Genomic DNA, 23,319 nt, shown 5'->3' on the forward strand with positions numbered 1-23,319 from the left:
GATGAGCGGACCGGCAGAATTACGCCATGCAATACCTCTAGCACTGCGCTTCCATGCCGGGACCGGCGCGGCCGGTCGGCCTCCGGTCGGCACAGAAGCGGAATCCGTCCCCGTATCATTCTCTAAGTGCGCCGACGGTGCGCACACGGAAGGTACGGGGGACATCGTGGACGGATCGCCCAACAGCATCGCGGCGGAGCCATTGGGCGGGCGCTATCAGCTGGGCGAGGTGATTGGCCGGGGCGGGATGGCCTCGGTCTACACGGCCAAGGACCTCAACCTTGGCCGGGACGTGGCCCTGAAACTCTTCGCACCACAGTCGGCCGATCCAGACGAGCTTCGCCGCCAGGAAGCAGAGATCAAGCTCTTGGCGACCCTGAACCATCCGAGCCTGGTGACGCTGTTCGACGCCGGGACGGACACTAGGATTCCCGACGAGCCCCGGCCCTTCCTGACCATGGAGCTCTTGGACGGCCAGGACCTGCGGACCCGTGTCCGTCACAGTCCCCTGCCGCTGGAGGAGTTGGCCGTGATCGGCGCAGGGACGGCGGACGCCCTCGCGTATGTTCACGGCCTCGGCATCATTCACCGGGACATTAAGCCCGCCAACATCCTCCTGGTGCCGGTCCGGCCGGGCGAGCCGCTTCGGCCCAAGCTCACAGACTTCGGAATCGCCCGGATCGTCGACGGGACCCGGCTGACGGCCACGGGAACCATGGTGGGAACCGCTGCCTATCTCAGTCCGGAACAGGCCCGCGGCGCCGACCTCGGACCGGCAAGTGACATCTACTCCCTGGGCCTGGTCCTGCTCGAATGCCTCAAGGGCGAAGTGGAGTACCCGGGCAGTGCCGTCGAATCCGCGGTGGCCCGTCTGCACCGCGCCCCCGCCATTCCGGACGCCGTGCCCGCCGAGTGGGCCCGGATTATCCGGGCCATGACCGACCTCGACCCGCTGGCGCGCCCCTCTGCTGCCGATCTCGAGTCAGCCTTCCGCTTCGCCCTCGTTTCCCCCGGGTCCGTGCCGGGGCCCGTCAAGACGGAACCCACACGGGTCCTCCCCGCCCCGCCGGCGAGGCCGCCCCGCCCACCCCGACGCGCAGCCTGGGCTGCTGGCCGAACACGTCCCCTGTACGTGCTGGACACTGGATCAATATCGGCCCGGCCACGCCACCGCTTCAATCGCCCCGCTTCCCGTGGGGCCGCATGGTTCCTCGGTGCCGGGCGCCGCACCCGGCTGGCCGTTGTGCTCGCCGCGCTGGCCGTGCTAGCCGTTGGGGCAGCGATTGCGATCCCCATCTCTACCCCTACTGCCCCCGACGTCGTCCCCTACCCCACTGTCACGGGGTCGCTCGGCGATCATCTGAAGGATCTCCAGAAGAGCGTGGAACCATGAGCCAATCGCGCATCGCTGGGCGGAACCGCCACAGGTCGCCGTACAGATGGCCCGCAGGCCTGCTCGCCGGGCTGTTGCTGGCGGGGGCACTGGCAGGCTGCGGCTCCCCGGCCCCCGAGCTGGGCCGCGACGCGGCGAGGCAGCTGCAGTCCCAGGTCCTGGCGGTCAGCGAAGCTGCAGCCTCCAACGACCCCGCGAGCTCCCTGAAAAGGCTTGATGAGCTGCTGGCCGGGCTGGATGCTGCAGCCGCGAGCGGCGAAGTGTCTTTCAAACGCCACCAGAGCATCAAGTCATCCATCGACGCCGTCCGGGCCGACCTTGCCGCGCAACAGGCTGCGGCCGAGGCAGCCCGCCTGGCGGCCGAGAAAGAAGCCGCAGCCCAGGCCGCCGCGGCTGCTGCGGCAGCTGCTGCGGCCGCGGCGCCGGCACCGGCCGCCGTCGTTCCTGCCCCCGCCCCGGCGAACAGCGGCAAGGCCAAGGGAAAGGAAAAAGGGAAGGGCAACGGCTGATTCGTCGTCACTGTCGTCAGCCTGCTTACTATTTTGGCCAAACCCCGCTAGCGTAAGGGAACGCGGCTTTATGCCGGTCAACGACCAAGAATCGCGGGCTGCCGCCCGCCAATCGAAGGAGTGACCCCTGCATGGCAACTGTTCAGGAATCCATTGAAGTCAATGTTCCGCTGAGCCAGGCCTATAACCAGTGGACGCAATTCGAGGAATTTCCGCTCTTCATGAGCGGTGTGGAATCCGTTCAGCAACTCGACGACACCACTGTCCACTTCAAGACCAGCATCGGTGGAGTCCGGCGCGAATATGACGCGCGGATCACCACACAGGAACCCGACCAGCGCGTGTCGTGGGAAAGCCTTGATGAACCACGGAACGCCGGCACCGTCTGGTTCGAGGACCTCGGCGACGCCGAAACGAAGGTTAACGTAGAGCTGAGGTGGGAGCCGGACTCGGCAGCGGAAAAGATCGGCGCGGCGATCGGCCTCGATTCCCGCCAGGTTGCTGCCGACCTGAAGAAATTCAAGCTCTTTATTGAAGGGCGCGGCGCCGAGACGGGCGGATGGCGCGGACGCGTGGACGGCGTCGCTCCGGGCGCCACCACCGCCGTGCCGCTCCAAGAAGAAGTGGGCTACAGCGCGGAGCCTGCCTTCGAACGCGTGGACGCCGACCCGGACATTGCTCCCGAGCCGCCCTTCGACCAGGACCAGCAACGCTGACCAGAGTTCGCATTGACCTGACGTGTGGCTGCGCCTCCGGACGGGCAGCAGAAACGCCCCGCCTCCCTTGTGGGGGACGGGGCGTTCTGCGTGGCGGTGAGCCGGGGACTGCCGGGCGCTGGCTGAGTGCTCCTTTGTCTGGGCAGTGGGGCCGCTATTTTGTCAGCGTGGCAAGCACTTCGCTGAAAGTGGCCGAGGGGCGCATGACCGCGGAGGCCTTTGCCGCGTCCGGACGGTAGTATCCGCCGATGTCCACCGGGGAGCCCTGCACTGCCAGGAGTTCACCGGTGATGGCGTCCTCATTGGAGTCCAGTGCGCCGGAAACGGCGGCGAAGGCCGCGGCGAGCTCGGCGTCGTCGTCCTGGCGGGCCAGTTCCTGGGCCCAGAACTTGGCCAGGAAGAAGTGGCTGCCGCGGTTGTCCAGCTCGCCGGCCTTGCGCTTGGGGGACTTGTCCTCGAGCAGGAAGGTGCCGGTGGCGCGGTCCAGGGTGTCGGCCAGGACCTGGGCGCGGGCGTTGCCCGTGCTCGTGGCGAGGTGCTCGAAGCTCACGGCCAGCGCGAGGAATTCGCCCAGGCTGTCCCAGCGCAGGTGGTTTTCCTTCAGCAGCTGCTGGACGTGCTTCGGGGCGGATCCGCCGGCGCCGGTCTCGAACAGGCCGCCGCCGTTGATGAGCGGCACAACGGAGAGCATCTTGGCGCTGGTGCCCAGTTCCAGGATCGGGAAGAGGTCCGTGAGGTAGTCGCGGAGCACGTTGCCGGTCACCGAGATGGTGTCCTCGCCCTTGCGGATGCGTTCGATGGTGAAGGCGGTGGCCTTCTCCGGGGACATGATGGCGATCTCCAGGCCCTCGGTGTCGTGGTCCTTGAGGTATTCCTCCACCTTGGCGATCATCCGGGCGTCGTGTGCGCGGCCCTTGTCCAGCCAGAAGATGGCCGGCGTAGCGGAGGCGCGGGCACGGGTGACGGCCAGCTTGACCCAGTCACGGATCGGCACGTCCTTGGTCTGGCAGGCGCGCCAGATGTCGCCGGGGGCGACCTGGTGCTCGATCAGCACGGTGCCGGCGTCGTCGACGATCTGCACGGTGCCGGCGGACTGGATCTCGAAGGTCTTGTCGTGGCTGCCGTATTCCTCGGCGGCCTGGGCCATGAGGCCAACGTTCGGGACGGTGCCCATGGTGGTGGGGTCGAAGGCGCCGTGGGCGCGGCAGTCGTCGACGACGACCTGGTAGATGCCGGCGTAGCTGCTGTCCGGGAGGACAGCCAGGGTGTCGGCTTCCTGTCCGTCGCGGCCCCACATGTGGCCGGAGCTGCGGATCATGGCCGGCATCGAGGCGTCGACGATCACGTCGGAGGGAACGTGCAGGTTGGTGATGCCCTTGTCGGAATCGACCATGGCGAGTTCGGGGCCGTCGTTGAGGCCCTTTTCGATCGCTGCCTGGACGTCGCCGCGGATTTCCTCGGGCAGGTCCTCGAGGCCGTTGAGGATGGAGGCGAGGCCGTTGTTCGGGCTCAGTCCGGCGGCGGCGATCTGCTCGCCGTAGGTGGCGAAGAGGTCCGCGAAGTAGGCCTTGACGACGTGGCCGAAGATGATGGGGTCCGAGACCTTCATCATGGTGGCCTTCAGGTGGGCGGAGAAGAGCACGCCCTCTTTCTTGGCCCGGGCAACCTGTGCGGCCAGGAACGTGTCCAGGGCGGCGGCGCGCATCACGGTGCCGTCGATGACCTCGCCGGCCAGGACCGGGAAGGCACGCTTGAGGACCTTGACCGTGCCGTCTTCCTTGACGAGCTGGATCTTGATGTTGGTGTCCGCGTCGATGACCACGGACTTCTCGTTGGCGCGGAAGTCGTCGGCCTCCATGTGGGCCACGTTGGTCTTCGATTCCGGGGTCCAGGCACCCATGCTGTGCGGGTTCTGGCGGGCGTAATTCTTGACCGAGAGCGGGGCGCGGCGGTCCGAGTTGCCTTCGCGCAGGACCGGGTTCACGGCGGAGCCCTTGATCTTGTCGTAGCGGGACCGGATGTCCGTTTCCTCGTCCGAGGAGGGGTTGTCCGGGTAGTCCGGCAGCGCGTAGCCGTGGCCCTGGAGTTCGGCGATTGCCGCCTTCAGCTGCGGCACGGAGGCGCTGATGTTGGGCAGCTTGATGATGTTGGCTTCGGGCGTCTTGGCAAGGGCACCAAGCTCGGCCAGGGCGTCACTGACGCGCTGCTCTTCGGTGAGGTAGTCGCCGAATGCGGCGATGATGCGGCCGGCCAGCGAGATGTCGCGGGTCTCCACTTCCACACCGGCCGTCGAGGCGAACGCCTCAATGATCGGCAAGAACGAATAGGTGGCCAGCATCGGCGCTTCGTCGGTGTGGGTATAGATAATCTTTGCCATTGCTCGGGCGTCTCCCTGAAGGTCTGGGTATTTCCGGAATCTTGTGTTATCTCAACACCCCTAACTTACCCGAGGTGCCCCCGTTGACGCCTACCGGCGTCGTGCGCGGACGGATGCGTGACACCCCACATGCGGATTAACAAGAATTGACAATCGACTTTACAGATTAGTCAAATTGCCGTAGTTTCGTTCCATCCAGCGGCCGCCACCAGCTGTCGCCCCATATTTCCACCGGTTAGGACACCCATGAGAACACCCAAGACTCTGGCCACCAGCCTGCTGACTCTTTCGGCCGCGGCGCTGCTGGCCCTGAGTGCCGCGGGGGCGGCCACCGCCTCCCCAGCCCCGGCCAAGGCACCGGTTTCCACATCCGATGTCACAAGCCACACCGTCACAGAGACCGGCGCGGCCGACTACTGGACCGCGGACCGCATGCGCAACGCCGTCCCCGGCGACGTCCTGGCGGACAAGGCCATGAAACGGAACGGCAAGGCCGCGGCCAAGCCCGCGGCGGCACTGCTGGAGGGTGCCGCCCCGAGTACCGTCGAGGCGACCGCACCGAAGCAGCAGTCCCAGCCGGCGCTGACGCAGACGCCGCAGACCAAGGCCAATGCGAGCGAATCCCCCGTCCCGCACATCGGCAAGGTCTTCTTCACCCTCGGCGGGACCAACTACGTCTGCTCCGGCAACGCAGTGTCCTCCGGCAACAAGAGCACCGTCTCCACGGCCGGGCACTGCGTGAATGAGGGCCCGGGCGCCTTCGCCACCAAGTTCACGTTCGTCCCGGCGTACCTCAACGGCGCCTCGCCCTACGGCAAGTGGACGGCCAAGGCCCTCTACGCCCCCACCCAGTGGAGCTCCTCCGGCGACATGACCTACGACACCGGCTTCGCCGTCATGTCCACGCTGAACGGCCAGTACCTGAGCGACGTCGTCGGCGCCTCCGGACTGCAGTTCAACGCCGCCCGCGGCCTGAGCTACAAGTCGTTCGGCTACCCCGCCGCGGCCCCGTTCAACGGTGAATCCCTCAAGAGCTGCTCCGGCACGGCCACCAACGATCCCTACAACCCGCAGTTCAACACCCAGGGGATTCCCTGCAACATGACCGGCGGGTCTTCGGGCGGACCGTGGTTCATCGGCAGCAGCGCTTCGGGCTACCAGAACTCGATCAACAGCTACGGCTACGGCACCAACTCCACCACCATGTATGGCCCGTACTGGGGCAGCGTGATCCAGCAGGCCTACACCACGGCCGCCGCTTCCTAGCCTCCGGGTGCACGGGCCCGGTTCGCGCCGGGCCCGTGCAGTCCGGGGACGTGGGTGCCCGGCCTTGGTACCCCTAGTGTTACTCCAGGTCCGGGCATCCAAAGCTTTGTTGCCCAAGCCTGATTAGCCCACCTTGTTACCCCAGCTTGATGCTCCAGCGCGGGGTCACTTGCGGCCCATCTTCAGCAGTGAGGAAGCCGCAGTGGCCCCGCGCTGGTTTTCTTGGTTCACGACGGCGGGTCTCCACGGGACATGCCCTCCCCACCCGCCGAGGCCTGGACATATCCCCCATATGCCCACTCCTTGCCCCGAAAAATGAGCATGTCCCGCGGAAAGAATGGGCATGTTCCCGGGTTGGACCTGCCCATGCCAGATTTAGCAGGACATGCCCTCCCCACCCGCCGAGGCCTGGACATATCCCCCTTATGCCCTCTCCTTGCCGCGAAAAATGACCATGTCCCGCGGAAAGAATGGGCATGTTCCGCGGGCAGGCCACCAACCCACTCTTGGGCACAAAAAATGGACATGTCCTCCGGATGAGGGAGGGCATGTCCATTCTTTGTGCGGCCCCGCGGAACCAGGCCCCGCGGATGCGGCCCGGCGGAATCAGGCCCGGCCGGACCGGGACCCGGCAGGATCTAGGCCTAGTGGAAGAAGTGGCGGGCTCCCGTGAAGTACATCGTGATGCCGGCGGCGTTGGCCGCGGCGATGACTTCCTCGTCGCGGACGGATCCGCCGGGCTGGACCACGGCGCGCACACCGGCGTCGATCAGGATCTGCAGCCCGTCGGCGAACGGGAAGAACGCATCGGACGCCGCGACGGCGCCGCGGGCCCGCTCCGGCGAACCGGCTGCGTCGGCATTCGAAGCGCCGCCAGCACCGTCGACGTCGGACGCCACGGTGACGCCCAGGGTGTTGGCGCGCTCGACGGCGAGCTTGCACGAATCGAGCCGGTTGACCTGGCCCATGCCGATGCCGACGGCGGCACCGTTGTCCGCGAGCAGGATGGCGTTGGACTTGGCTGCGCGGCAGGCGGTCCAGGCAAACGCGAGGTCGGCCAGGGTGGCGGCATCGGCGGCGTCGCCCGCGGCGAGGGTCCAGTTGGCGGGGTTGTCGCCGTCGGCGTCGACCTTGTCCGTGGCCTGCACCAGCATGCCGCCGGAGACCTGGCGGAACTCGGTCGGGTAGCGGCCGTAGCCGTCAGGGAGGGCCAGGAGGCGGATGTTTTTCTTCTTGGACAGGATCTCGACAGCCTCGTCCTCGAAGTCCGGCGCAATGACGACCTCCGTGAAGATCCCGGCGACTGTGCGCGCCATTTCGGCGGTGACCGTGCGGTTCGCGGCGATGACGCCGCCGAACGCGGACACCGGATCACAGGCGTGGGCCTTGGCGTGGGCGTCGGCGATGGGGTCCGCCGCGGACGCGGAACCCACGGCCACGCCGCAGGGGTTGGCGTGCTTGATGATCGCGACGGCGGGCTCGGCGAAGTCGAACGCGGCGCGCAGGGCGGCGTCGGCGTCGACGAAGTTGTTGTAGCTCATGGCCTTGCCGTGCAGCTGGTCGGCCTGCGCGATGCCGGCCGGGGCGGCCTTGTCCACATACAGTGCGGCCTGCTGGTGCGGGTTTTCGCCGTAGCGCAGCACCTCGGAGCGTTCCAGGGCCAGGCCGGCGTAGGCGGGCCAGTCGATCACGCCGTCGCCGTCCTCGTCGCGGAACTGGCTGGCGGTCCAAGTGGCCACGGCGGTGTCGTAGGCCGCGGTGTGCGCGAACGCCTTGGCGGCGAGCCGGCGTCGGGTCTTCAGGTCAAAGCCGCCTGAGGCGGCCGCCTCCACCACGGCGCCGTAGGAGGCCGGGTCCACCACGATGGCGACGGCGGCGTGGTTCTTCGCGGCGGAGCGCACCATCGCGGGGCCTCCGATGTCGATCTGCTCGACGACGTCGTCCGGCGCGGCACCGGACTTCACGGTCTCCACGAACGGGTAGAGGTTGACTACGACGAGGTCGAACGGCTCGATCTCCATGTCCGCGAGCGTCTGCATGTGGGCCGGGACGCGGCGGTCCGCGAGGATGCCGCCGTGCACGCGCGGGTGCAGGGTCTTGACGCGGCCGTCCAGCATTTCCGGTGAGCCGGTGACTTCCTCGACTTCCTGCACGGGGATGCCCGCGGCGGCGATCTTCTTGGCCGTGGAGCCCGTGGAGACGATCTTGACGCCGGCTGCGTGCAGGCCCCGAGCGAGCTCCTCCAGACCGGTCTTGTCGTAGACCGAAATCAGTGCCCGGTGGATGGGCACTCGGTCGATGGATACACGGTCAAGCTGCGTGAAGCTCACAAAAGTCTCCGTCTTATATCGCGGCGGGCCGCGGGTGGTGGGGATGCGGCCAGTTTATCGCGTCCGGGCCCTCCGCCTTCCCTCGGGGCTGCCCGCGCGCCGGAGTGTGAAGCACGCCTGGGCCGCGGCCGGGCGACGTAGGGTTAAAGCAGGAGGCCAAGATGAACACGTACACCACTGTGCCCAGCGGCGAACAGGTGGTCCAGGAACTGCCGTGGCGGTGGAAGGTCCAAGGCCGGATCTTCCTGATCGGCGGACTGGGCTTCATGTTCGATGCCTGGGACGTCACCCTCAACGGCATCCTCATTCCGTTGCTGTCCAAGCACTGGTCCCTGAGCCCGGGCGATGCCGCGTGGATCGGGACGGCAAACCTGATTGGCATGGCCCTGGGCGCCTTCGTCTGGGGCACCATCGCGGACACCATCGGGCGCAAGAAGGCCTTCACCGCGACCCTGCTGATCTTCTCCATCTTCACTGTGCTCGGCGCGTTCTCCCCCGACTTCATGTGGTTTGTCCTGTTCCGTTTCCTGGCCGGGTTCGGCCTGGGCGGCTGCATCCCGGTGGACTATGCGCTGGTGGGCGAGTTCACACCGCGCAAGAATCGCGGCCGGGTCCTCACCGCGATGGATGGCTGGTGGCCGATCGGAGCCGCCCTCTGCGGGTTCGTCTCCGCGGGGCTGGTCGCGGTGTTCGCGGACTGGCGGCTGACCATGCTGGTCATGGTGCTGCCGGCGCTGCTGGTGTTCTGGGTCCGCCGCAGCGTGCCGGAATCCCCGTTGTTCCTGATCCGCAAGGGCCGCCGCGATGAGGCCGCGAAGGTGATCGACAGCCTGGTCGAGGCCACCGGCGCCGAGCCCCGGGTCTACAGCCTGCCTGCCGCGCAGGACGCGCCGCGCCTCTCTGCGGGCAGCGCCTGGACGCAATTGCGCGCGCTCTGGCAGTTCAACTGGAAGATCACGACGGCGGCATGGGCGCTGTTCTTCAGCATCCTGCTGGTCTACTACTTGTCGCTGACGTGGATGCCGCGGATCCTGATCGGCGCCGGGTTCGAGGAGTACAAGGCCTTCCTGACGACGGCGTCGATGGCCGCCGTCGGGCTCCTCGGCGTGGTGGTGGCCGCCCTGCTGGTGGAGCGGGTGGGCCGCAAGTGGATCCTCGCCATCACGGGCCCTCTCTCCGCTCTGACGCTGGTGATTGTGGCGATCGTGGTGGACATCCCGACGGCGGCCGTGTTCTGGCTGCTGGTGTTCGGCTTTGTGGTCCAGGTGGCCATCCCGGTGCTCTACGCCTACGTCTCCGAGCTGTACCCCACGGAACTGCGCGGCTCGGGCTTCGGCTGGGCCTCGACGTTCTCCCGGCTGGGTGCCGGGTTCGGGCCGCTGATCTTCGCGGCCATTCTGTGGCCGGAGCTGGGGCTCGCGACGTCGTTCGCGCTGGCCGGCGGACTGGTGCTGCTCTCCGTGCTGTGGATGGCGTTCTTCGCCCCCGAAACCAAGCAGCGCCGGCTCGAATAGCGCGCCCCCACCCATTGTCTCAACCCAACTGACTCGCAGCAGGGGCCGTTTTGAGCGTCTATAACGGCCCCTGCTGCCAGCTAGTTGGGCTGTCAACCATGGCGGGCGAGCGCGGCGCGGACCTTGGCGACTGCGGCCCGCGCGTCGTACTCCATGTGCCGCTTCGAGATCCGGACCAAGGTCCAGCCAGCGCCGCTGAAGTCCTCTTCCTTGGCGATGTCACGGATGATCTGGGCAGGTTCGGAGTGCCCGTCCCCCTCGTACTCCACGGCAACCCGGTGCTCCGGATAGGCAAGATCGGGTTGACGCGCGACGCCGGATCGCAGGACTGTGGTCACGTTCAGTACCGGTTCCGGCAGTCCCGCACGGCATAGCGCAAGCCGGAGCCTCGTCTCGGGCGCCGAATCTGCACCGATCCGGGCCTGTTCCAAGGCAAGCCGCGCCTTGCGGATGCCGGGCGTACCCTTGTGCCGGTCCAGCATCGCGGTGAGTTCCCCCGGGCTGGCATAGGGCTCCGTCCGGCTTTCCAACGCGTGGCGCGGGTGGCGCAACAAGTGGTCCGCCACCACGGTCAGCTCATCGATGCTCATCTTCCGAGCGCAGTCCAGCCAAGTCCTGGTCCGCGTGGTTACAAACACGCCGTCGACCGTGGTGATCTCGTCCGCGAAGAATTGCCCGACGTGGCCGATCACGCCCCTGCGCCGCGGTATTGCCATCGTGTCCGGACGGGAAATGTGGATGCCCGGGGTATGAGAGCCCGGTAGGAAGCCAGGAAACTCCCAGAGCAGGAAGGCGGTCGCGTGGGAGACCGCAGAGAATCGCGTAATAAGGGCGAGGGGCCGGGCATGGAGCTTCAGTTCAGCAGGGTGTCCTGATGGCAAGCGGATCCCGCGGCTCGGAATGCACAGGGACTGATGCTTGAGCCTGCGCCGGCTGACCCCGGCGTCGGCTGCCTCCTGGACGGTAAACGGCGCCGAGCCGAGCGGAGCCGGGATTGGCCGAGGTGTCTTCATCGACCTATCGTCGCAAAGCCGAGGACTTCGTCATGGAGTTATCCACAGGCCGTTACCTGTCTAACCAACTAGCTAGCAGCAGGGGCCGTTTTGGCCGCTCAAAACGGCCCCTGCTGCGAGTCAGTTGGGGGAAAAATCAGGCCGGGGCGTGCTGCGCCGCGGCCAGGGATGCCAAGGTGGAGACCAGGAGCCGGCGCTCGACGACTTTGATGCGCTCGTGCAGGGATTCCTCGGATTCGCCGTCCCCGATCGCCACGGCTTCCTGCGCAATGATGGGTCCCGTGTCCACGCCGGCATCGGCCCAGTGCACCGTGCAGCCGGTGACCTTCACGCCGTAGGCCAGGGCGTCGCGGACACCGTGGGCGCCGGGGAAGGCCGGCAGTAGCGCCGGGTGCGTGTTGAGGTATTTGCCGCCAAAGGCGTCGATGAAGTCCGCGCTGACAATCCGCATGAAGCCCGAGGACACCACCACGTCCGGGGCGAAGCCGGCGACGGCGTCGGTCAGGGCAGCGTTCCAGGCCGCCCGGTCCGGGTAGGCCTTGAAGTCCACCACGAACGTGGGGATTCCGGCCGCGGCGGAGCGCTCCATCCCGAATGTCCCCGGCCGGTCGGCGCCCACGGCGGCGATCTCGACGTCGAGCGCTCCGGACTTCACGGCGTCGATAACTGCCTGGAGATTGGAGCCGGTGCCGGAAACGAGGACAACTATGCGCATGGTCCTAGCTTATGGGGCCGCTCGCGTAGGCTGGAAAACATGAATTCCCCCTCGGACTCCGGCGGCGGCGAGCCGGGCCGGGATCCGCGCAGTCACGCGGCCACAGAAACCCCGCGGCTGACCCACACGCTGTTCCGCCTGTTCATCGTCGCGGTTCTGGGCTCGTTCTTCGTTTTCCAGCTCGACGTGGCGTACCTGTGGCTGACGGCACTGCTCACGGTGGCCGGGATCGTGCTGGGCATCGTGGTGCTGGTCCGGGCGGTGAAGGACAAGGAATCGCGGCTGGTCCTGTTCGGCACCATCTCCGGGCTGGTGGTCACCGCGGTGATGCTGCTGATCGTCTTGGCCTCGACGCTGTTCTTCAGCCAGATCCGCGACTACCAGCAGTGCGTCCGCCACGCCCTGACGGAGCAGGCAACCTCTGCCTGCCGGACGCAGCTGGAGCACTCCATGCCCACGCAGTTGCGCTAACCAACTCCCCCAGCCCGCGCTAGCCCGCGCAACACGTCAGCGTCAGCGGTTGCTGACCGTTTCCAGGTCGGCCTCGCGCAGCTTCTGCTGGCGTTCCAGCCAGGGTCCGGCCGCGTAGCCGATCACGACGCCGATCCCCACCTCCGCGGCCATGAACACTGCCGTGCGGAGCGGGTCGGGCCCGATCTCCGTCAGCCTCCCGATGCCGGCCGAGCCGCGGGCCAGCCAGGCCAGGCCCGCCGCGAGCAGCCCTGCGACGGAGCCGATCACGGCGCCCAGGACCAGGGTGGAGGCCGCGGCGGTAAACCAGCGGGCCCGGATCTTGATGGAGAGCCACTCGTCGAAGTGGTTCTCGCCTTCGCGCAGGAACCACCAGCCCGCCAGCGTCCCGGCCAGCGCCGGCACCACCAGGGCCACGAAACCGAAGTCGAGCGAGCCGGCCGGCAGCGCGGCGAACACGGGAACGGACGGCAGCGGCCCCACGGCCGTCCCCAGCGGGCCGGCCAGGGAGCCGACGCCCAGTGCGAACCCCGAGCCGCAGATCCACGCCAGCGCAAACACCACGAGGTTGGGCAGGAAGCCCAGCTGCACGATGGTGAGGACAGAGCCGCCCATGGCACCGGCGTCGAGCCCTTCATACACGGCCACCACGAGGTTCCAGTGGATGAAGAGGTCGACGGCGAGCAGCGCCGCCGCCATCGCCAGGCTCGCCATCAGCGCCACCGATCCTGCCTTGATGGCCGAGCCCAGGTAGGAGCCGGCCCAGCGGGAGTGCTGGCTGGTTCGCGAGAGCCAGGCCACGGCGTCGACGCCGATCAGCCGGCTCCACGAGCCTGCCTCCCGGCGGGCGCCGACCACCATGCCGAGGCCGAACGGGATGAGCGGAATGAGTGCGGCAGCCCAAAGGCTGATGCCGACGTCGGCCGTGCGGCAGACGAAGCCCGTGGCGAGGCCGAACCCGGCGTACATCAGCCAGGAGCCGAGCAACGCCTGCCAGAGCTGGTCGGTGTAGGAGGCGCGGGCGAGCCGGCGGCCGGCGCGCCAGGCGAGCAGGAACGGGATGAGGGTCAGGCCCAGCGGGATGAGCGAGAGCGTGCCGGATTCCGGTTGCGCCGCGGCCCCGGCGCCGGGGGTGTCCAGCAGCAGCGGAACGCCGTGGATCAGCAGCCAGGCCTGGCCGGCGAGGCGTGCCAGGACGTCGAACCCGCCGTGCTGGAATCCGGCCGTGGCCCAGACCATGACGATCGGCGCCACCACCACGAGGGCGGATATGACGGCGGCCTGGGCGGACTCTAGGGCACCCTGCAGCCCCAGGGGCATGGGGAGGCCACGTTGTCCGGTCTGATCAGCGCGCAGTTTCATCGAGATCCATGGTGCCACGGGCCCGGCATCCGCCCGGTTTCCGACAGGCACAACGCCCGAATCCGTGCTAATTGCCGAGCGCGGCCTCTCGGTTGCCGCACCCGCCCTCCCGGCGCTTTTTCCAGACCCCGGTCGTAAAATTGTAAATGTCCGCAATCAGTGGTTGGAGGCAATAATGACTACCGCATCTCCTCATGCACACGGCGTTCATTTTGGTCGGACAGATGTACAGAACGTTGGCATGGGTGTGGGTATCGTCCTGATCGTCGTGGGCATCTTGGGGTTCATCCCCGGCATCACTACGAATTACAGCGAACTGAGGTTCTTCGGGCCCGATTCCAAGGCCCTGTTCCTGAACCTGTTCCAGGTGTCGATGTTGCTGAACATCGTTCAGCTCGCGATCGGCGCCACCGGCGTGAGCATGTCCCGGACTGCCCTGGGCGCCCGGAATTTCCTCATGGGCTCCGGTCTGCTGTACATCGTCCTTAGCATTTACGGTTTCATCGTCGGCGTGAATTCGGCGGCCAACTTCCTGTCGCTGAACACCATGGACAATTGGGCCTTCATGGTAATGGGCGTGGCAATGGCCGGCGCAGGCTGGCTGATGACGAGGCACCTTGAAGAAGACGTAAAGACCCGGTCATCAACCCCCGGGACCTAGGGAGCCGCGAATGAGTAACGTTTCATAGTATTCAGAAAATTCGTACTACCTGCTGGTGCAGTGGCTTAGCGGAAACGCGGCGGCTGCACCAGCTTCCTTATGTCCGGGAATTTTCCGGCGACGGCGGCGTCCCGGCGCGGACGACGACGGCGGCGCGCCGGGCACGCAAGAAGGCCGGGACCTTGTGGGTCCCGGCCTTCCGTGGGCCAAGCAGGTTGCACCGGCGGCCCATGCTCCCATCCAACTGGCAGCAGAGGCCGTTCTGAGGGCTCAAAACGGCCTCTGCTGCGAGTCAGTTGGGCCCAGCGCTAGGTGGTGCCGACCTCCACACGGGGCGGGAGGGTGTCCCACTCCGTTTCGGCGGCCCGCATCCACGGGAAAGGCAGCAGGTCCTTGATCCGGATCTTGCCCACCTCGCCCTCGGCATCGACCAGGACGGATGTCTCGGTTCCGTAGGATCGCAGCAGTTCCCGGCAGAGGCCGCAGGGGTTGGTGACCTGGGGCTCCCCGTGCCCGTCCATGCTGACCGCCACCACGGAGTGGATCGAGCTCTCCTGTGCCATGCGTGCATTGGCCAGAGCGCTGGATTCGGCGCACACATTCAGTCGCTTGGCGCCAATGTGCAGTCCGAGGTAGATGGCCCCCGACTCACCGCGCATGGCCGCTGCCACCCGGTGGTTCTCACTGTGATGGGCGGTCAGCAACATCCTGCGGGCTGCCTCATAGAGCTCCACGTCCGACGCGTCGAGTTCAAAGGAGATCACGCTTGCCTCCTTGCTGCTTTGGTCCGGGCGACTGGCGTCCATGAGCGTTCCCACTCTCCATTCCTGCTTCCTGTGTTCCAACGTGTCGGGTTTTCTGCCCTGGGTTCCTACCGGCCGACGAACTGCCTACCGGCCGACGAAGATGCCGTTCTTCTTCCGGGCCAGCAGGTAGAACACAATGCTGAGCGCCGACAGGACGGCGACGTAGACCGGGAAGATCCAGGACGCGTTCATGGACTGGAGCCAGACCAGGAGGTAGGACGCCGTGCCGCCGAAGAGCGCGACGCCGAGGCCGTAGCCGAGGGCGGTTCCGGCGCCGCGGCATCCCTTCGGCATGAGCGAGCTGGTGATCACGTTGTACAGGGTCATGTTCAGGACCAGCACAACAGAACCGCCAAGAAGCACCGCAGCGAAGCCGGCGATGCCGGGCTTGACGTACATCAGCATCAGGAAGACCGACGGAATGGCAAGCGCGCGGGTGATCAGGAACCACTTGGACATCGACTTGCCGTCGGCGACCTTGCTGATGATGAGGCTTCCGACCACCAGCACGACGCCGAGGACGGTGGTCAGTGCGAAGACAGCCGTGGCGTCTTCCTTGAAGCCGCTGCGGGCCGCCGTCGGGAGGCCCGTGTTCCAGGCGTAGTTGTAGGCCTGCGCCGCACCGACGACGAACGTGATGGCCAGAACGCTGAGCCAGTGCTTGCGCACGCCGCCCCAGACCGTCTTGGCTGAGTTCTCCGCGAGCTCCTCGGGCTTCATGGTTTCCGGAAGGGTCCGGCGAAGGTAGACCACGACGAAGCCGAAGGCCGCACCGACGATGAAGGGCACACGCCAGCCCCAGTCGGCCATGACGGCTCCGCCGAGCATCAGGGACGACAACCAGCTGACCAGCGAGGCGAGCAGGATCCCTGCGTTGACGTAGAAGGAGATGATGCCGGCAACAAAGCCCTCGCGTCCTTCGGGGACCAGTTCGACGGCGTGGGCGGTGGACAGCGGAGCTTCGACGCCAGTGGAGATACCCTGGACGATGCGGCAGACCAGCAGGATGACGCCGGCTGCGGGGCCAATCTGGTCATAGGTGGGCGACACGGCAATGATCAGCGTGGTGACCGCCATCATCATGATGGACCAGAGCATTACCCGGCGTCGTCCGATCCTGTCGGCGAAGGTGCCGAGCAGGACGCCGCCCAGTGGACGGAACGCGAAGCCGACGGCGAAAACGGCCAGTGCACTCAGGGTCGCGGCAACGGGGTCCTGGGACGGGAAGAACTTTGGCCCGATGAAGGCCGACAGGAGGCCAAAGACCATCCAGTCGTACCATTCCAGGGTGTTTCCGAGCCCGAGGCCCAGAAGCCCGCGGCGTACTTCCGGCGACAGCCGGGACTTCCGGCCGCCCTCTACGTCAATCTTGACGACAGTGTCAGTCATGATACTTTTCCTTCCCCCGGCCCTTCGGGGCGCGGGAGGGTACGGATTACCGGCGGACGCCCTGTTGGGGTCGGGGTAATCGAAACTATCGTTTGGCTTGGTCCGCAGGGAGGGACCGGGCTCACCACATGGGAGGTGAGTTAGCCCAGATAGCTACGCGTGCCTCTTCGTAGCGATTGAATGCAAACGGGCCATCCAGCCCGGCAACCAGGGACGGACCGCTCAGGAACGCGTACCTAGTTTACCGACCAGCATCAGGTGCTGCGGATGGCCTGGAAGATGCCACTGCATCAGTACATAGGAAGCGATCACGAACGCGGGCCGGGCGCACCTTCCGCCAGAAGGCTGCTGCGTCCAATCCCTGTTCGTTCAGCGTTGATCCCATAGTGTTGCGGCTCACACAACTATATTGAAGATCTTCACAGAGTCAATGGTTTTCTGGAAAGAATGGCCTCACCTCGGACGATGCCGCCGGGCGACCTGCAGCCCTAGCGGCAGCAGGCCCGGATCGGCCCCACAGCAGGCCCACAGCAGGCCCCCGGAGGGCCCCAAGGCCGGCGCCGAACCCCGCTCCGGCCAACCGCAGAGCTGCGCATGATCTGCAAGAAATTTACGAAAACCATTGATTCGCTAAAAGTTTTCACTATAGTTATGTGTGTCAGCTCACCAAACGAAAGACGGACCATGGCTAACGAAAGCGTCGCGGGATCCTCCCCAGCCGGCACGAGCGTCCTTCTTGCCACCGTAGGCAACAAGGTCCGCAACATGCGCAAAGACAAAGGGATGACCCTGGCGAAGCTCTCCGAAGTCACCGGCCTCAGCCCGGCGATCGTAAGCCAGATCGAACGTGGCCTGGCCAATCCGTCTTTCACCACCCTGGCGCAGCTGGCGCACGGCCTGGACATCCCCGTAGGGAAGTTCTTCCTCGGACAGGAAGAAACCAGGTCGCCCGTGGTCCGCAGGGCCGAGCGGCGAAACCTCAAAGGCGTGACCAAGAAGTCTGTGGGTGAGGCGGTCTATGAACTGCTCACTCCGGACCTCAACGGCGCGCTGGAGGCTCAATGGATCGTGAGTCCGCCAGGCCACGACACCAGCGCCACACCTTTCCGGCACAGCGGCGAGGAGTTCGGCATTATTCTCTCCGGCCGGAAAGACATCTTCCTGGACGGCGAGTGCTACACCCTGGAAGAAGGAGATTCGATCACCTTCTCCTCGGAGACACCGCATTGGTACAAGAACAGCTACGAAGAGGTCTGCGTAGCGATCTGGGTTAACGCACCTCACGCGTGGTGATGGGCTGGCCCTAGCCGCCGTCGCCGTTCTCCGGCCCGGGCACATCAGTGTCCGCCGGAACCCTTCCCATACCCTGCAGCCAGGTCCGCAACGGGCCGCGCTGTGTCATACCCTCTGCCGGGTGGATTTCGCGGTCAGCGCCGCCGCTCACTCCTCCTGCACTCCGTCTACCTCACCGGCCGCCGAGCAAGGCATTCCGCCAGACGGCATGCCCCCAACGGCACGCCTCTACCGGCACTTCGGCCGAAACAAGTAAGGATCCCCCATGAACCCGTCTTCAGCCATGTCGTCGCTGGAACTCAGCACCACCACGGCGGACCTCACCGCCCCCGTCATCTCCCGCTCCGACGTCCTGGTGGTCGGCGGTGGCCCCGCCGGTGTGGCCGCCGCCGTCACGGCAGCCCGCTCGGGCGCTTCCGTCACGCTGCTGGAGCGCTACTCCTCCTTGGGCGGCCTCGCCTCAGGCGGCATGGTCCTGGTGCTCGATGACATGATCAACGGCCAGGAAATCACCGTCACGGGCATCGTCTCCGAATACGTCGAGCGCCTGCAGAAGCTCGGCCTGGCGATCGTCCCGCCGGCCGATGACCGCAAGACCTCCGAGGAACTGTGGAACAAGTGGGGCCGCTACGGCACCTTCGACTTCCACTCCCACACCACCCCCAAGCCGGTCTGCTACGCCGCCGCCTTCGACCCGGACGGCTGGAAGCGCGTCTCCAACGACCTCGTCCGCGAGGCCGGCGTCAACCTCCGCCTGCACTCCTGGTTCTCCCGCCCCATCGTGGACAACGGCGTCATGAAGGGCGTTATCTGCGAGACCAAGTCCGGCCCGCAGGCCTTCATGGCGGACATCGTCATCGACACCACCGGCGACATCGACGTCGCCTCCCGGGCCGGCGCCAGCTACGTCAAGGACAGCTACCTCACCACGCTCGTCTTCCGCCTGGGCAACGTCGACACCAACGCCGCGGAGGCCTTCGAACAGGCCAACCCGAAGGAAGCCCGCGCCATCAACCGCAAGATCAAGCGCCTCCTCGGCGGTGCCTGGGAACTGTGGTGGCTCAAGACCCCGATCGAGGGCGTCGTCTGGTGCAACGCACCCCACATGACCGGCTTCGACGGCGTCGACCCGGCGGACATGACCGCCGCCGAATTCGCCGCCCGCGACCGCATCACCGAGGCTGTGGACTACGTCCGCGCCAACCTGCCCGGCTTTGAGAACTGCTACATGCTCGACGTCGCATCCCAGATGGGCGTCCGCCAGACCCGCCTGCTCGAGGGCGAGTATGTCATGACCAAGGACGACGTCACCTCCCGCCGCCACTTCGCGGACACCGTGGCCCGCGGCCGCGACTACTACTACCCCTTCCGCTCGTTGCTGCCCAGGGAAGTCGACCAGCTCCTGGTTGCCGGCCGCCACTACTCCGCCACCCCCGAGGCGCAGAAGATGTCCCGCGAGATCCCGCCCTGCATGGCCATGGGCCAGGCCGTCGGCGTCGCCGCCGCACTGGCGATCCAGAACGGCACCCTCGTCCGCGACGTCTCCGCGCTGGACATCCAGCAGGGCATGCGCCGGCACGGCGCTGACCCGGGCGACGTCCCGTCGTCGAACGCCACCCTCGACGTAGATGCGGTGGTAGGGGCATGAGCACCGTCATCGACGACCTGCTGTCAGGCACAACAACTGCCACGACGGCGGCGCCCGCCGCCGCCGGTGAATCTGCCGGCACCCCGCTCCCCCTCGACGGCATCAAGATCGTGGACTTCACCCAGGTGTTCATGGGCCCGTCCTGCACCCAGCTGCTTGGTGACTACGGCGCGGACATCATCAAAGTGGAGCGCCCGGGCGCCGGGGACATCTCCCGCAACTCCTTCCCGGACAAGGACGGCCAGGACAACCCGATCTTCCTGTCCATCAACCGGAACAAGCGCAGCATCTCCGTGGACACCCGCACCGAGGACGGCAAGGACGTGCTCCGCCGCCTGCTCGCCGACGCCGACGTGGTGGTCAGCAACTTCCGCTCCGGCGTGATGGAGCGGATGGGCTTCGGCTACGAGGACCTCAAGGAGCAGAACCCGGGCATCATCTGGGCCTCGGGCACGGGCTTCGGCCCCGAGGGCCCCTACTCGCACAAGGGCGGCCAGGACGCGATCGCGCAGGCCTACTCCGGTGTCATGTGGCGGCGCGAGTCGGACGATGTGAAGCCCTCGATCTACCCCACCACGCTGTGCGACTACATCACGGGCATGCACCTCATGCAGGGCATCCTGCTGGCACTGCGCACCCGGGAATCCTCCGGCGTCGGGCAGAAGGTGGAGGTGACCATGTACGACTCCATGCTGCACCTGCAGATGCAGGAGGCCTGCATGCAGCTCAACCGCGGCTACGAGGTCAATTGGGGCGCCATGCCGCTCAGCGGCGTCTTTGAAACCACCGACGGCGCCGTCTGCATGGTGGGCGGCTTCACCCCGGACCCGCTGCTGCGCATTTCCGAGGCCCTGGGCCTGGACGAGGACCTCACGCAGCGGCCGGAGTTCGCCAACCTGGAGCAGCAGTTCGAGAACAAACCGGCGCTGCAGGCGATCTTCCGCGAGCGCATCGCCACCAACACCACCGAGTACTGGACCGGCCAGCTGGAGGACAAGGGACTGCTCAATGCTCCCGTGCACACCCTGGAGCAGACCCTCGCCGACGCGCAGACCCACGCCAACGGCATGATCGTCGAGGCCGAACACCCCGGCGTCGGCACCGTGAAAATGCTGAACGCACCCATCCGGCTCTCCGCCACCCCGCCCACCATCCGCCGGGTGGCCCCGCGGCTGGGCGAGCACAACGTCGAGGTGCTGCTGGAGAACGGGTTCGACGCCGAGACCATCGAGCGCCTGCAGCAGCTGGGGGTGCTCCGGTGACCGCCGTGTCAGAGGCCGCCCAGGCAGCTCCCTCGGCGGTGGACCAGGTCACCCTGACCATCGAGAACCACGTCGCCACCGTGGTCATCGACCGCCAGCACGTGCTCAACGCCGTCGACGCCGGCGCCCAGGCCCGGCTCAACGAGATCTGGGACCAGCTCGAGGCCGATCCGGACGTCCGCGCCGTCGTCATCACCGGCGCCGGCACCCGCGCGTTCTGCGTCGGGGCTGACATGTCGGCCTCCGCCGTGGACAAGACCGGACTCGAATACTGGGCCGGCCTGGACCCGAACGGTTTCGGCGGCCTCAGCCTGCGCACCAGCCTGGACATCCCGGTGATCGCCCGGGTCAACGGCTACGCCCTGGGCGGCGGCATGGAGATCGTGCTCGGCGCGGACATCGTGGTCGCCGCGGACACGGCCCGGTTCGGGCTGACGGAACCGCGGGTGGGGCGTCTGGCGCTCGACGGCGGCATCCACCAGCTGGTGCGCCGGATCCCGTACACCCAGGCGATGGGCATGCTCCTCACCGGGCGGAAGGCCGACGCCGCCGAGATGCAGTCCATGGGCCTGGTCAACGAGGTGGTCCCCGCGGAGGAGCTCGACGCCGCGGTGCAGCGCTGGGTGGACCAGATCCTCGCCTGCGCGCCCACCTCCGTCCGAGCGGTCAAGCAGATGGTCACGCAGACCGCGCACCTGACCGCCACCGAGGCCCGCGGGCTCCGACTCCCGGCCCTCATGGCGGCGCTGGACAGCGCGGACTCCGCAGAGGGCGTCCGCGCCTTCCAGGAGAAGCGTCCGCCGGTCTGGCCCGGCCGTTAGGGATGCAGCCACTTGTGGGACAACGAATTAAGGAGAAACCAATGCGGGAGTCACTGACACCCGGAGTGTGGGGCGTCGTCGCCACACCATTCCAAGGCAGCAGCCTGGACGTGGACCTGGACAGTCTGGCCGGGCTCGTGGAACGCTACGAGGCCATCGGCGCCACCGGCCTGACGGTCCTGGGCGTCTTCGGCGAAGCCGCCGCGCTCACCTCCGGGGAACGCGCACAGGTCCTGGAAACCGCCGTCGAATGCACCGGACTGCCGCTGGTAGTGGGCGTGACGGCACTGGCCACCCGGCCGGCCATCGAGGAAATCCTTGCCGCCCAGGCCATCGCCGGCGAGCGCCTGGCCGCCGTGATGGTCCAGGCCAACTCGCCGCGGGCGGACACGGTGATCCGGCATCTGGACGCCATCCACCGGGCCACCGGCGCCAACGTGGTCCTGCAGGACTACCCCCTCGCCAGCGGCGTCAGCATCACCGCCCAGTCCCTCATCACCGTGGTCCAGGCCTGCAGCTTCGTCATCGCGGTCAAGGCCGAGGCACCGCCCACGTCCGTGTCGATCGGACAACTGACCGCCGCCCTCGATGTCTCCGTGTTTGGCGGCCTCGGCGGCCAGGGGCTGTTGGACGAGCTCATGGCTGGCGCCGCCGGTGCGATGACCGGTTTCTCCTACCCCGAAGCACTCATCGCCTGCGTGCGGGCCTGGCAGAAGGACGGCTATGAGGCCGCCCGCGATGCCCTGCTGCCCTACCTGCCGCTGATCAACTTCGAACAGCAGGCACGGATCGCACTGGCAATCCGCAAGGAATGCCTGCACCAGCGCGGACTCGTCGCCGACCCCGGAGTCCGGACCCCGGCCTCGCCGTTCCCGGAAGTCCTCCGGCCGGCCCTGCGGGCCCACCTCGCCGAGGCGGCCGAGGCCCTGGAATCCGGCGCGACAACGACGCCGGCACTCACGACAGCTGGGAGCAACTGATGGATCTCGGAATCAGCGGGAAGACCGCCTTCGTGGCCGCCTCCACCGGCGGACTCGGCCTCGCCATCGCCCGGGCCCTCGCCGCCGAAGGCGTCCGGGTGGCCATCACCGGCCGGCGCCAGGTGCGCGCCAAGGAGATCGTCGCCGAACTGACGGACGCCTACGGGCCGGGCGCCGTCGCCATCGAGGCAGACCTCAGCACGGCGGAAGGCGTCGCCGCCGCCGTCGAACAGACAGTCGCGGAACTCGGGCCCATCGACATCCTGGTCCTCAATGGTCCCGGCCCGAAGCCCGGTGCGGCCGCCACGCTTGGCGCCGATGACATCGCCGCGGCGTTCGAACAACTGGTCAAGCCGCACCACGCCCTGGTCTCGCACATCCTGCCCGGCATGCGGGAGCGGCGCTGGGGACGGATCCTGGCCGTCGGCTCGAGCGGCGTCGTGGCACCCCTGCCCAACCTGGCCGTCTCCAACACCGGCCGCGCGGCGCTGGCCGGCTACCTCAAGACCCTCGCCGCCGAGGTGGCCCTGGACGCCGTCACGGTCAACATGCTGCTGCCCGGACGCATCGCGACAGACCGGGTGGCGGAGCTGGACCAGGCCGCGGCCAAGCGGCGCGGCACCACTCCCGAGGAAATCCAGCTCGAATCCCGCAAGACCATCCCCGCCCGCCGCTACGGCGAACCCGAGGAATTCGGCGCCGCCGCCGCGTTCCTCTGCAGCGCCCCGGCGTCCTACATCACCGGCGTGGCACTGCGCTGCGACGGCGGCCTGATCCGCGGACTCTAACCGCC

20 protein-coding genes are annotated in these 23,319 nt (G+C 67.2%); 13 read left to right on the top strand and 7 right to left on the bottom strand.

What is annotated here, in order from left to right; genetic code table 11:
* Positions 1 to 163: 163 nt before the first annotated feature.
* The 3 genes from AC1DDO_RS13675 to AC1DDO_RS13685 all read left to right on the top strand — a co-directional run bounded on the left by AC1DDO_RS13675 (position 164) and on the right by AC1DDO_RS13685 (position 2,618).
* On the top strand, positions 164 to 1,393 hold the full coding sequence (locus tag AC1DDO_RS13675; protein WP_476868586.1) for a serine/threonine-protein kinase: 1,230 nt from the start codon (positions 164 to 166) through the stop codon (positions 1,391 to 1,393).
* Complete coding sequence (locus tag AC1DDO_RS13680) at positions 1,390 to 1,902, top strand: mucin-associated surface protein (protein ID WP_476972040.1); 513 nt, start codon at positions 1,390 to 1,392, stop codon at positions 1,900 to 1,902. The genes AC1DDO_RS13675 and AC1DDO_RS13680 overlap by 4 nt, the downstream gene beginning before the upstream one ends.
* 131 nt (positions 1,903 to 2,033) lie before the next feature.
* Positions 2,034 to 2,618: an SRPBCC family protein gene (locus AC1DDO_RS13685; protein ID WP_476868552.1), complete on the top strand. Its 585-nt coding sequence runs from the start codon at positions 2,034 to 2,036 to the stop codon at positions 2,616 to 2,618.
* A 154-nt stretch (positions 2,619 to 2,772) separates the two neighbouring features.
* Here AC1DDO_RS13685 and AC1DDO_RS13690 read toward each other — a convergent pair whose 3' ends face one another.
* Positions 2,773 to 4,995: an NADP-dependent isocitrate dehydrogenase gene (locus AC1DDO_RS13690; protein ID WP_476868551.1), complete on the bottom strand. Its 2,223-nt coding sequence runs from the start codon at positions 4,993 to 4,995 to the stop codon at positions 2,773 to 2,775.
* A gap of 246 nt (positions 4,996 to 5,241) precedes the next feature.
* Here AC1DDO_RS13690 and AC1DDO_RS13695 point away from each other — a divergent pair, with 246 nt between their 5' ends.
* Positions 5,242 to 6,261, top strand: coding sequence for a trypsin-like serine peptidase (locus tag AC1DDO_RS13695; RefSeq protein WP_476868550.1), 1,020 nt, complete (start codon positions 5,242 to 5,244; stop codon positions 6,259 to 6,261).
* A 644-nt stretch (positions 6,262 to 6,905) separates the two neighbouring features.
* Here AC1DDO_RS13695 and purH read toward each other — a convergent pair.
* Positions 6,906 to 8,591: a bifunctional phosphoribosylaminoimidazolecarboxamide formyltransferase/IMP cyclohydrolase gene (gene purH / locus AC1DDO_RS13700; RefSeq protein WP_476972041.1), complete on the bottom strand. Its 1,686-nt coding sequence runs from the start codon at positions 8,589 to 8,591 to the stop codon at positions 6,906 to 6,908.
* A 161-nt stretch (positions 8,592 to 8,752) separates the two neighbouring features.
* On the opposite strand from purH, the gene AC1DDO_RS13705 reads away from it, so the two are divergent.
* Positions 8,753 to 10,105: an MFS transporter gene (locus tag AC1DDO_RS13705; protein ID WP_476972042.1), complete on the top strand. Its 1,353-nt coding sequence runs from the start codon at positions 8,753 to 8,755 to the stop codon at positions 10,103 to 10,105.
* A gap of 92 nt (positions 10,106 to 10,197) precedes the next feature.
* Here AC1DDO_RS13705 and AC1DDO_RS13710 read toward each other — a convergent pair whose 3' ends face one another.
* Together AC1DDO_RS13710 and purN are read right to left on the bottom strand one after the other, a co-directional pair.
* Positions 10,198 to 11,118 (bottom strand): hypothetical protein, encoded by a 921-nt coding sequence (locus tag AC1DDO_RS13710; RefSeq protein ID WP_476868548.1) that lies wholly within the window; start codon positions 11,116 to 11,118, stop codon positions 10,198 to 10,200.
* A gap of 136 nt (positions 11,119 to 11,254) precedes the next feature.
* Positions 11,255 to 11,833, bottom strand: a complete 579-nt coding sequence (gene purN, locus AC1DDO_RS13715) for a phosphoribosylglycinamide formyltransferase (RefSeq protein WP_476972043.1) — start codon at positions 11,831 to 11,833, stop codon at positions 11,255 to 11,257.
* A 39-nt stretch (positions 11,834 to 11,872) separates the two neighbouring features.
* Between purN and AC1DDO_RS13720 the strand changes: the two genes are divergently transcribed.
* On the top strand, positions 11,873 to 12,304 hold the full coding sequence (locus AC1DDO_RS13720; RefSeq protein WP_476868546.1) for a hypothetical protein: 432 nt from the start codon (positions 11,873 to 11,875) through the stop codon (positions 12,302 to 12,304).
* 42 nt (positions 12,305 to 12,346) lie between these two features.
* Here AC1DDO_RS13720 and AC1DDO_RS13725 read toward each other — a convergent pair whose 3' ends face one another.
* The gene (locus tag AC1DDO_RS13725) at positions 12,347 to 13,666 is read right to left on the bottom strand and encodes a cell division protein PerM (RefSeq protein ID WP_476972044.1); all 1,320 of its coding nucleotides are present in this window, start codon (positions 13,664 to 13,666) and stop codon (positions 12,347 to 12,349) included.
* Between the two features lie 241 nt (positions 13,667 to 13,907).
* Between AC1DDO_RS13725 and AC1DDO_RS13730 the strand changes: the two genes are divergently transcribed.
* Positions 13,908 to 14,327 (top strand): DUF4383 domain-containing protein, encoded by a 420-nt coding sequence (locus AC1DDO_RS13730; RefSeq protein WP_441410221.1) that lies wholly within the window; start codon positions 13,908 to 13,910, stop codon positions 14,325 to 14,327.
* A gap of 308 nt (positions 14,328 to 14,635) precedes the next feature.
* Here the strand turns inward: AC1DDO_RS13730 and AC1DDO_RS13735 are convergent, their stop codons facing one another.
* Both AC1DDO_RS13735 and AC1DDO_RS13740 read right to left on the bottom strand, forming a co-directional pair.
* Positions 14,636 to 15,091: a cytidine/deoxycytidylate deaminase family protein gene (locus tag AC1DDO_RS13735; protein WP_476868544.1), complete on the bottom strand. Its 456-nt coding sequence runs from the start codon at positions 15,089 to 15,091 to the stop codon at positions 14,636 to 14,638.
* 126 nt (positions 15,092 to 15,217) lie between these two features.
* Complete coding sequence (locus tag AC1DDO_RS13740) at positions 15,218 to 16,522, bottom strand: MFS transporter (RefSeq protein WP_441410219.1); 1,305 nt, start codon at positions 16,520 to 16,522, stop codon at positions 15,218 to 15,220.
* Positions 16,523 to 17,206: 684 nt separating this feature from the next.
* Here AC1DDO_RS13740 and AC1DDO_RS13745 point away from each other — a divergent pair.
* The 6 genes from AC1DDO_RS13745 (at position 17,207) to AC1DDO_RS13770 (ending at position 23,314) form a co-directional block, all read left to right on the top strand.
* Entirely contained in the window at positions 17,207 to 17,815 is a 609-nt protein-coding gene (locus tag AC1DDO_RS13745) for a helix-turn-helix domain-containing protein (protein ID WP_476868543.1), read from the top strand.
* 265 nt (positions 17,816 to 18,080) lie between these two features.
* Complete coding sequence (locus AC1DDO_RS13750) at positions 18,081 to 19,463, top strand: FAD-dependent oxidoreductase (protein WP_476972045.1); 1,383 nt, start codon at positions 18,081 to 18,083, stop codon at positions 19,461 to 19,463.
* Positions 19,460 to 20,725, top strand: coding sequence for a CaiB/BaiF CoA transferase family protein (locus tag AC1DDO_RS13755; protein WP_476972046.1), 1,266 nt, complete (start codon positions 19,460 to 19,462; stop codon positions 20,723 to 20,725). Before AC1DDO_RS13750 ends, AC1DDO_RS13755 begins: the two co-directional genes overlap by 4 nt.
* The gene (locus AC1DDO_RS13760; protein WP_476972047.1) at positions 20,722 to 21,546 is read left to right on the top strand and encodes an enoyl-CoA hydratase-related protein; all 825 of its coding nucleotides are present in this window, start codon (positions 20,722 to 20,724) and stop codon (positions 21,544 to 21,546) included. Before AC1DDO_RS13755 ends, AC1DDO_RS13760 begins: the two co-directional genes overlap by 4 nt.
* A gap of 41 nt (positions 21,547 to 21,587) precedes the next feature.
* Entirely contained in the window at positions 21,588 to 22,526 is a 939-nt protein-coding gene (locus AC1DDO_RS13765; RefSeq protein ID WP_476972048.1) for a dihydrodipicolinate synthase family protein, read from the top strand.
* Positions 22,526 to 23,314 carry an SDR family oxidoreductase gene (locus tag AC1DDO_RS13770; RefSeq protein ID WP_476868538.1) on the top strand — a complete coding sequence of 263 codons (789 nt, stop codon included), beginning with the start codon at positions 22,526 to 22,528 and terminating at the stop codon, positions 23,312 to 23,314. The genes AC1DDO_RS13765 and AC1DDO_RS13770 overlap by 1 nt, the downstream gene beginning before the upstream one ends.
* Positions 23,315 to 23,319: the final 5 nt, after the last annotated feature.

The sequence above is a fragment of the Arthrobacter sp. 10N43 genome (genome assembly GCF_056394525.1).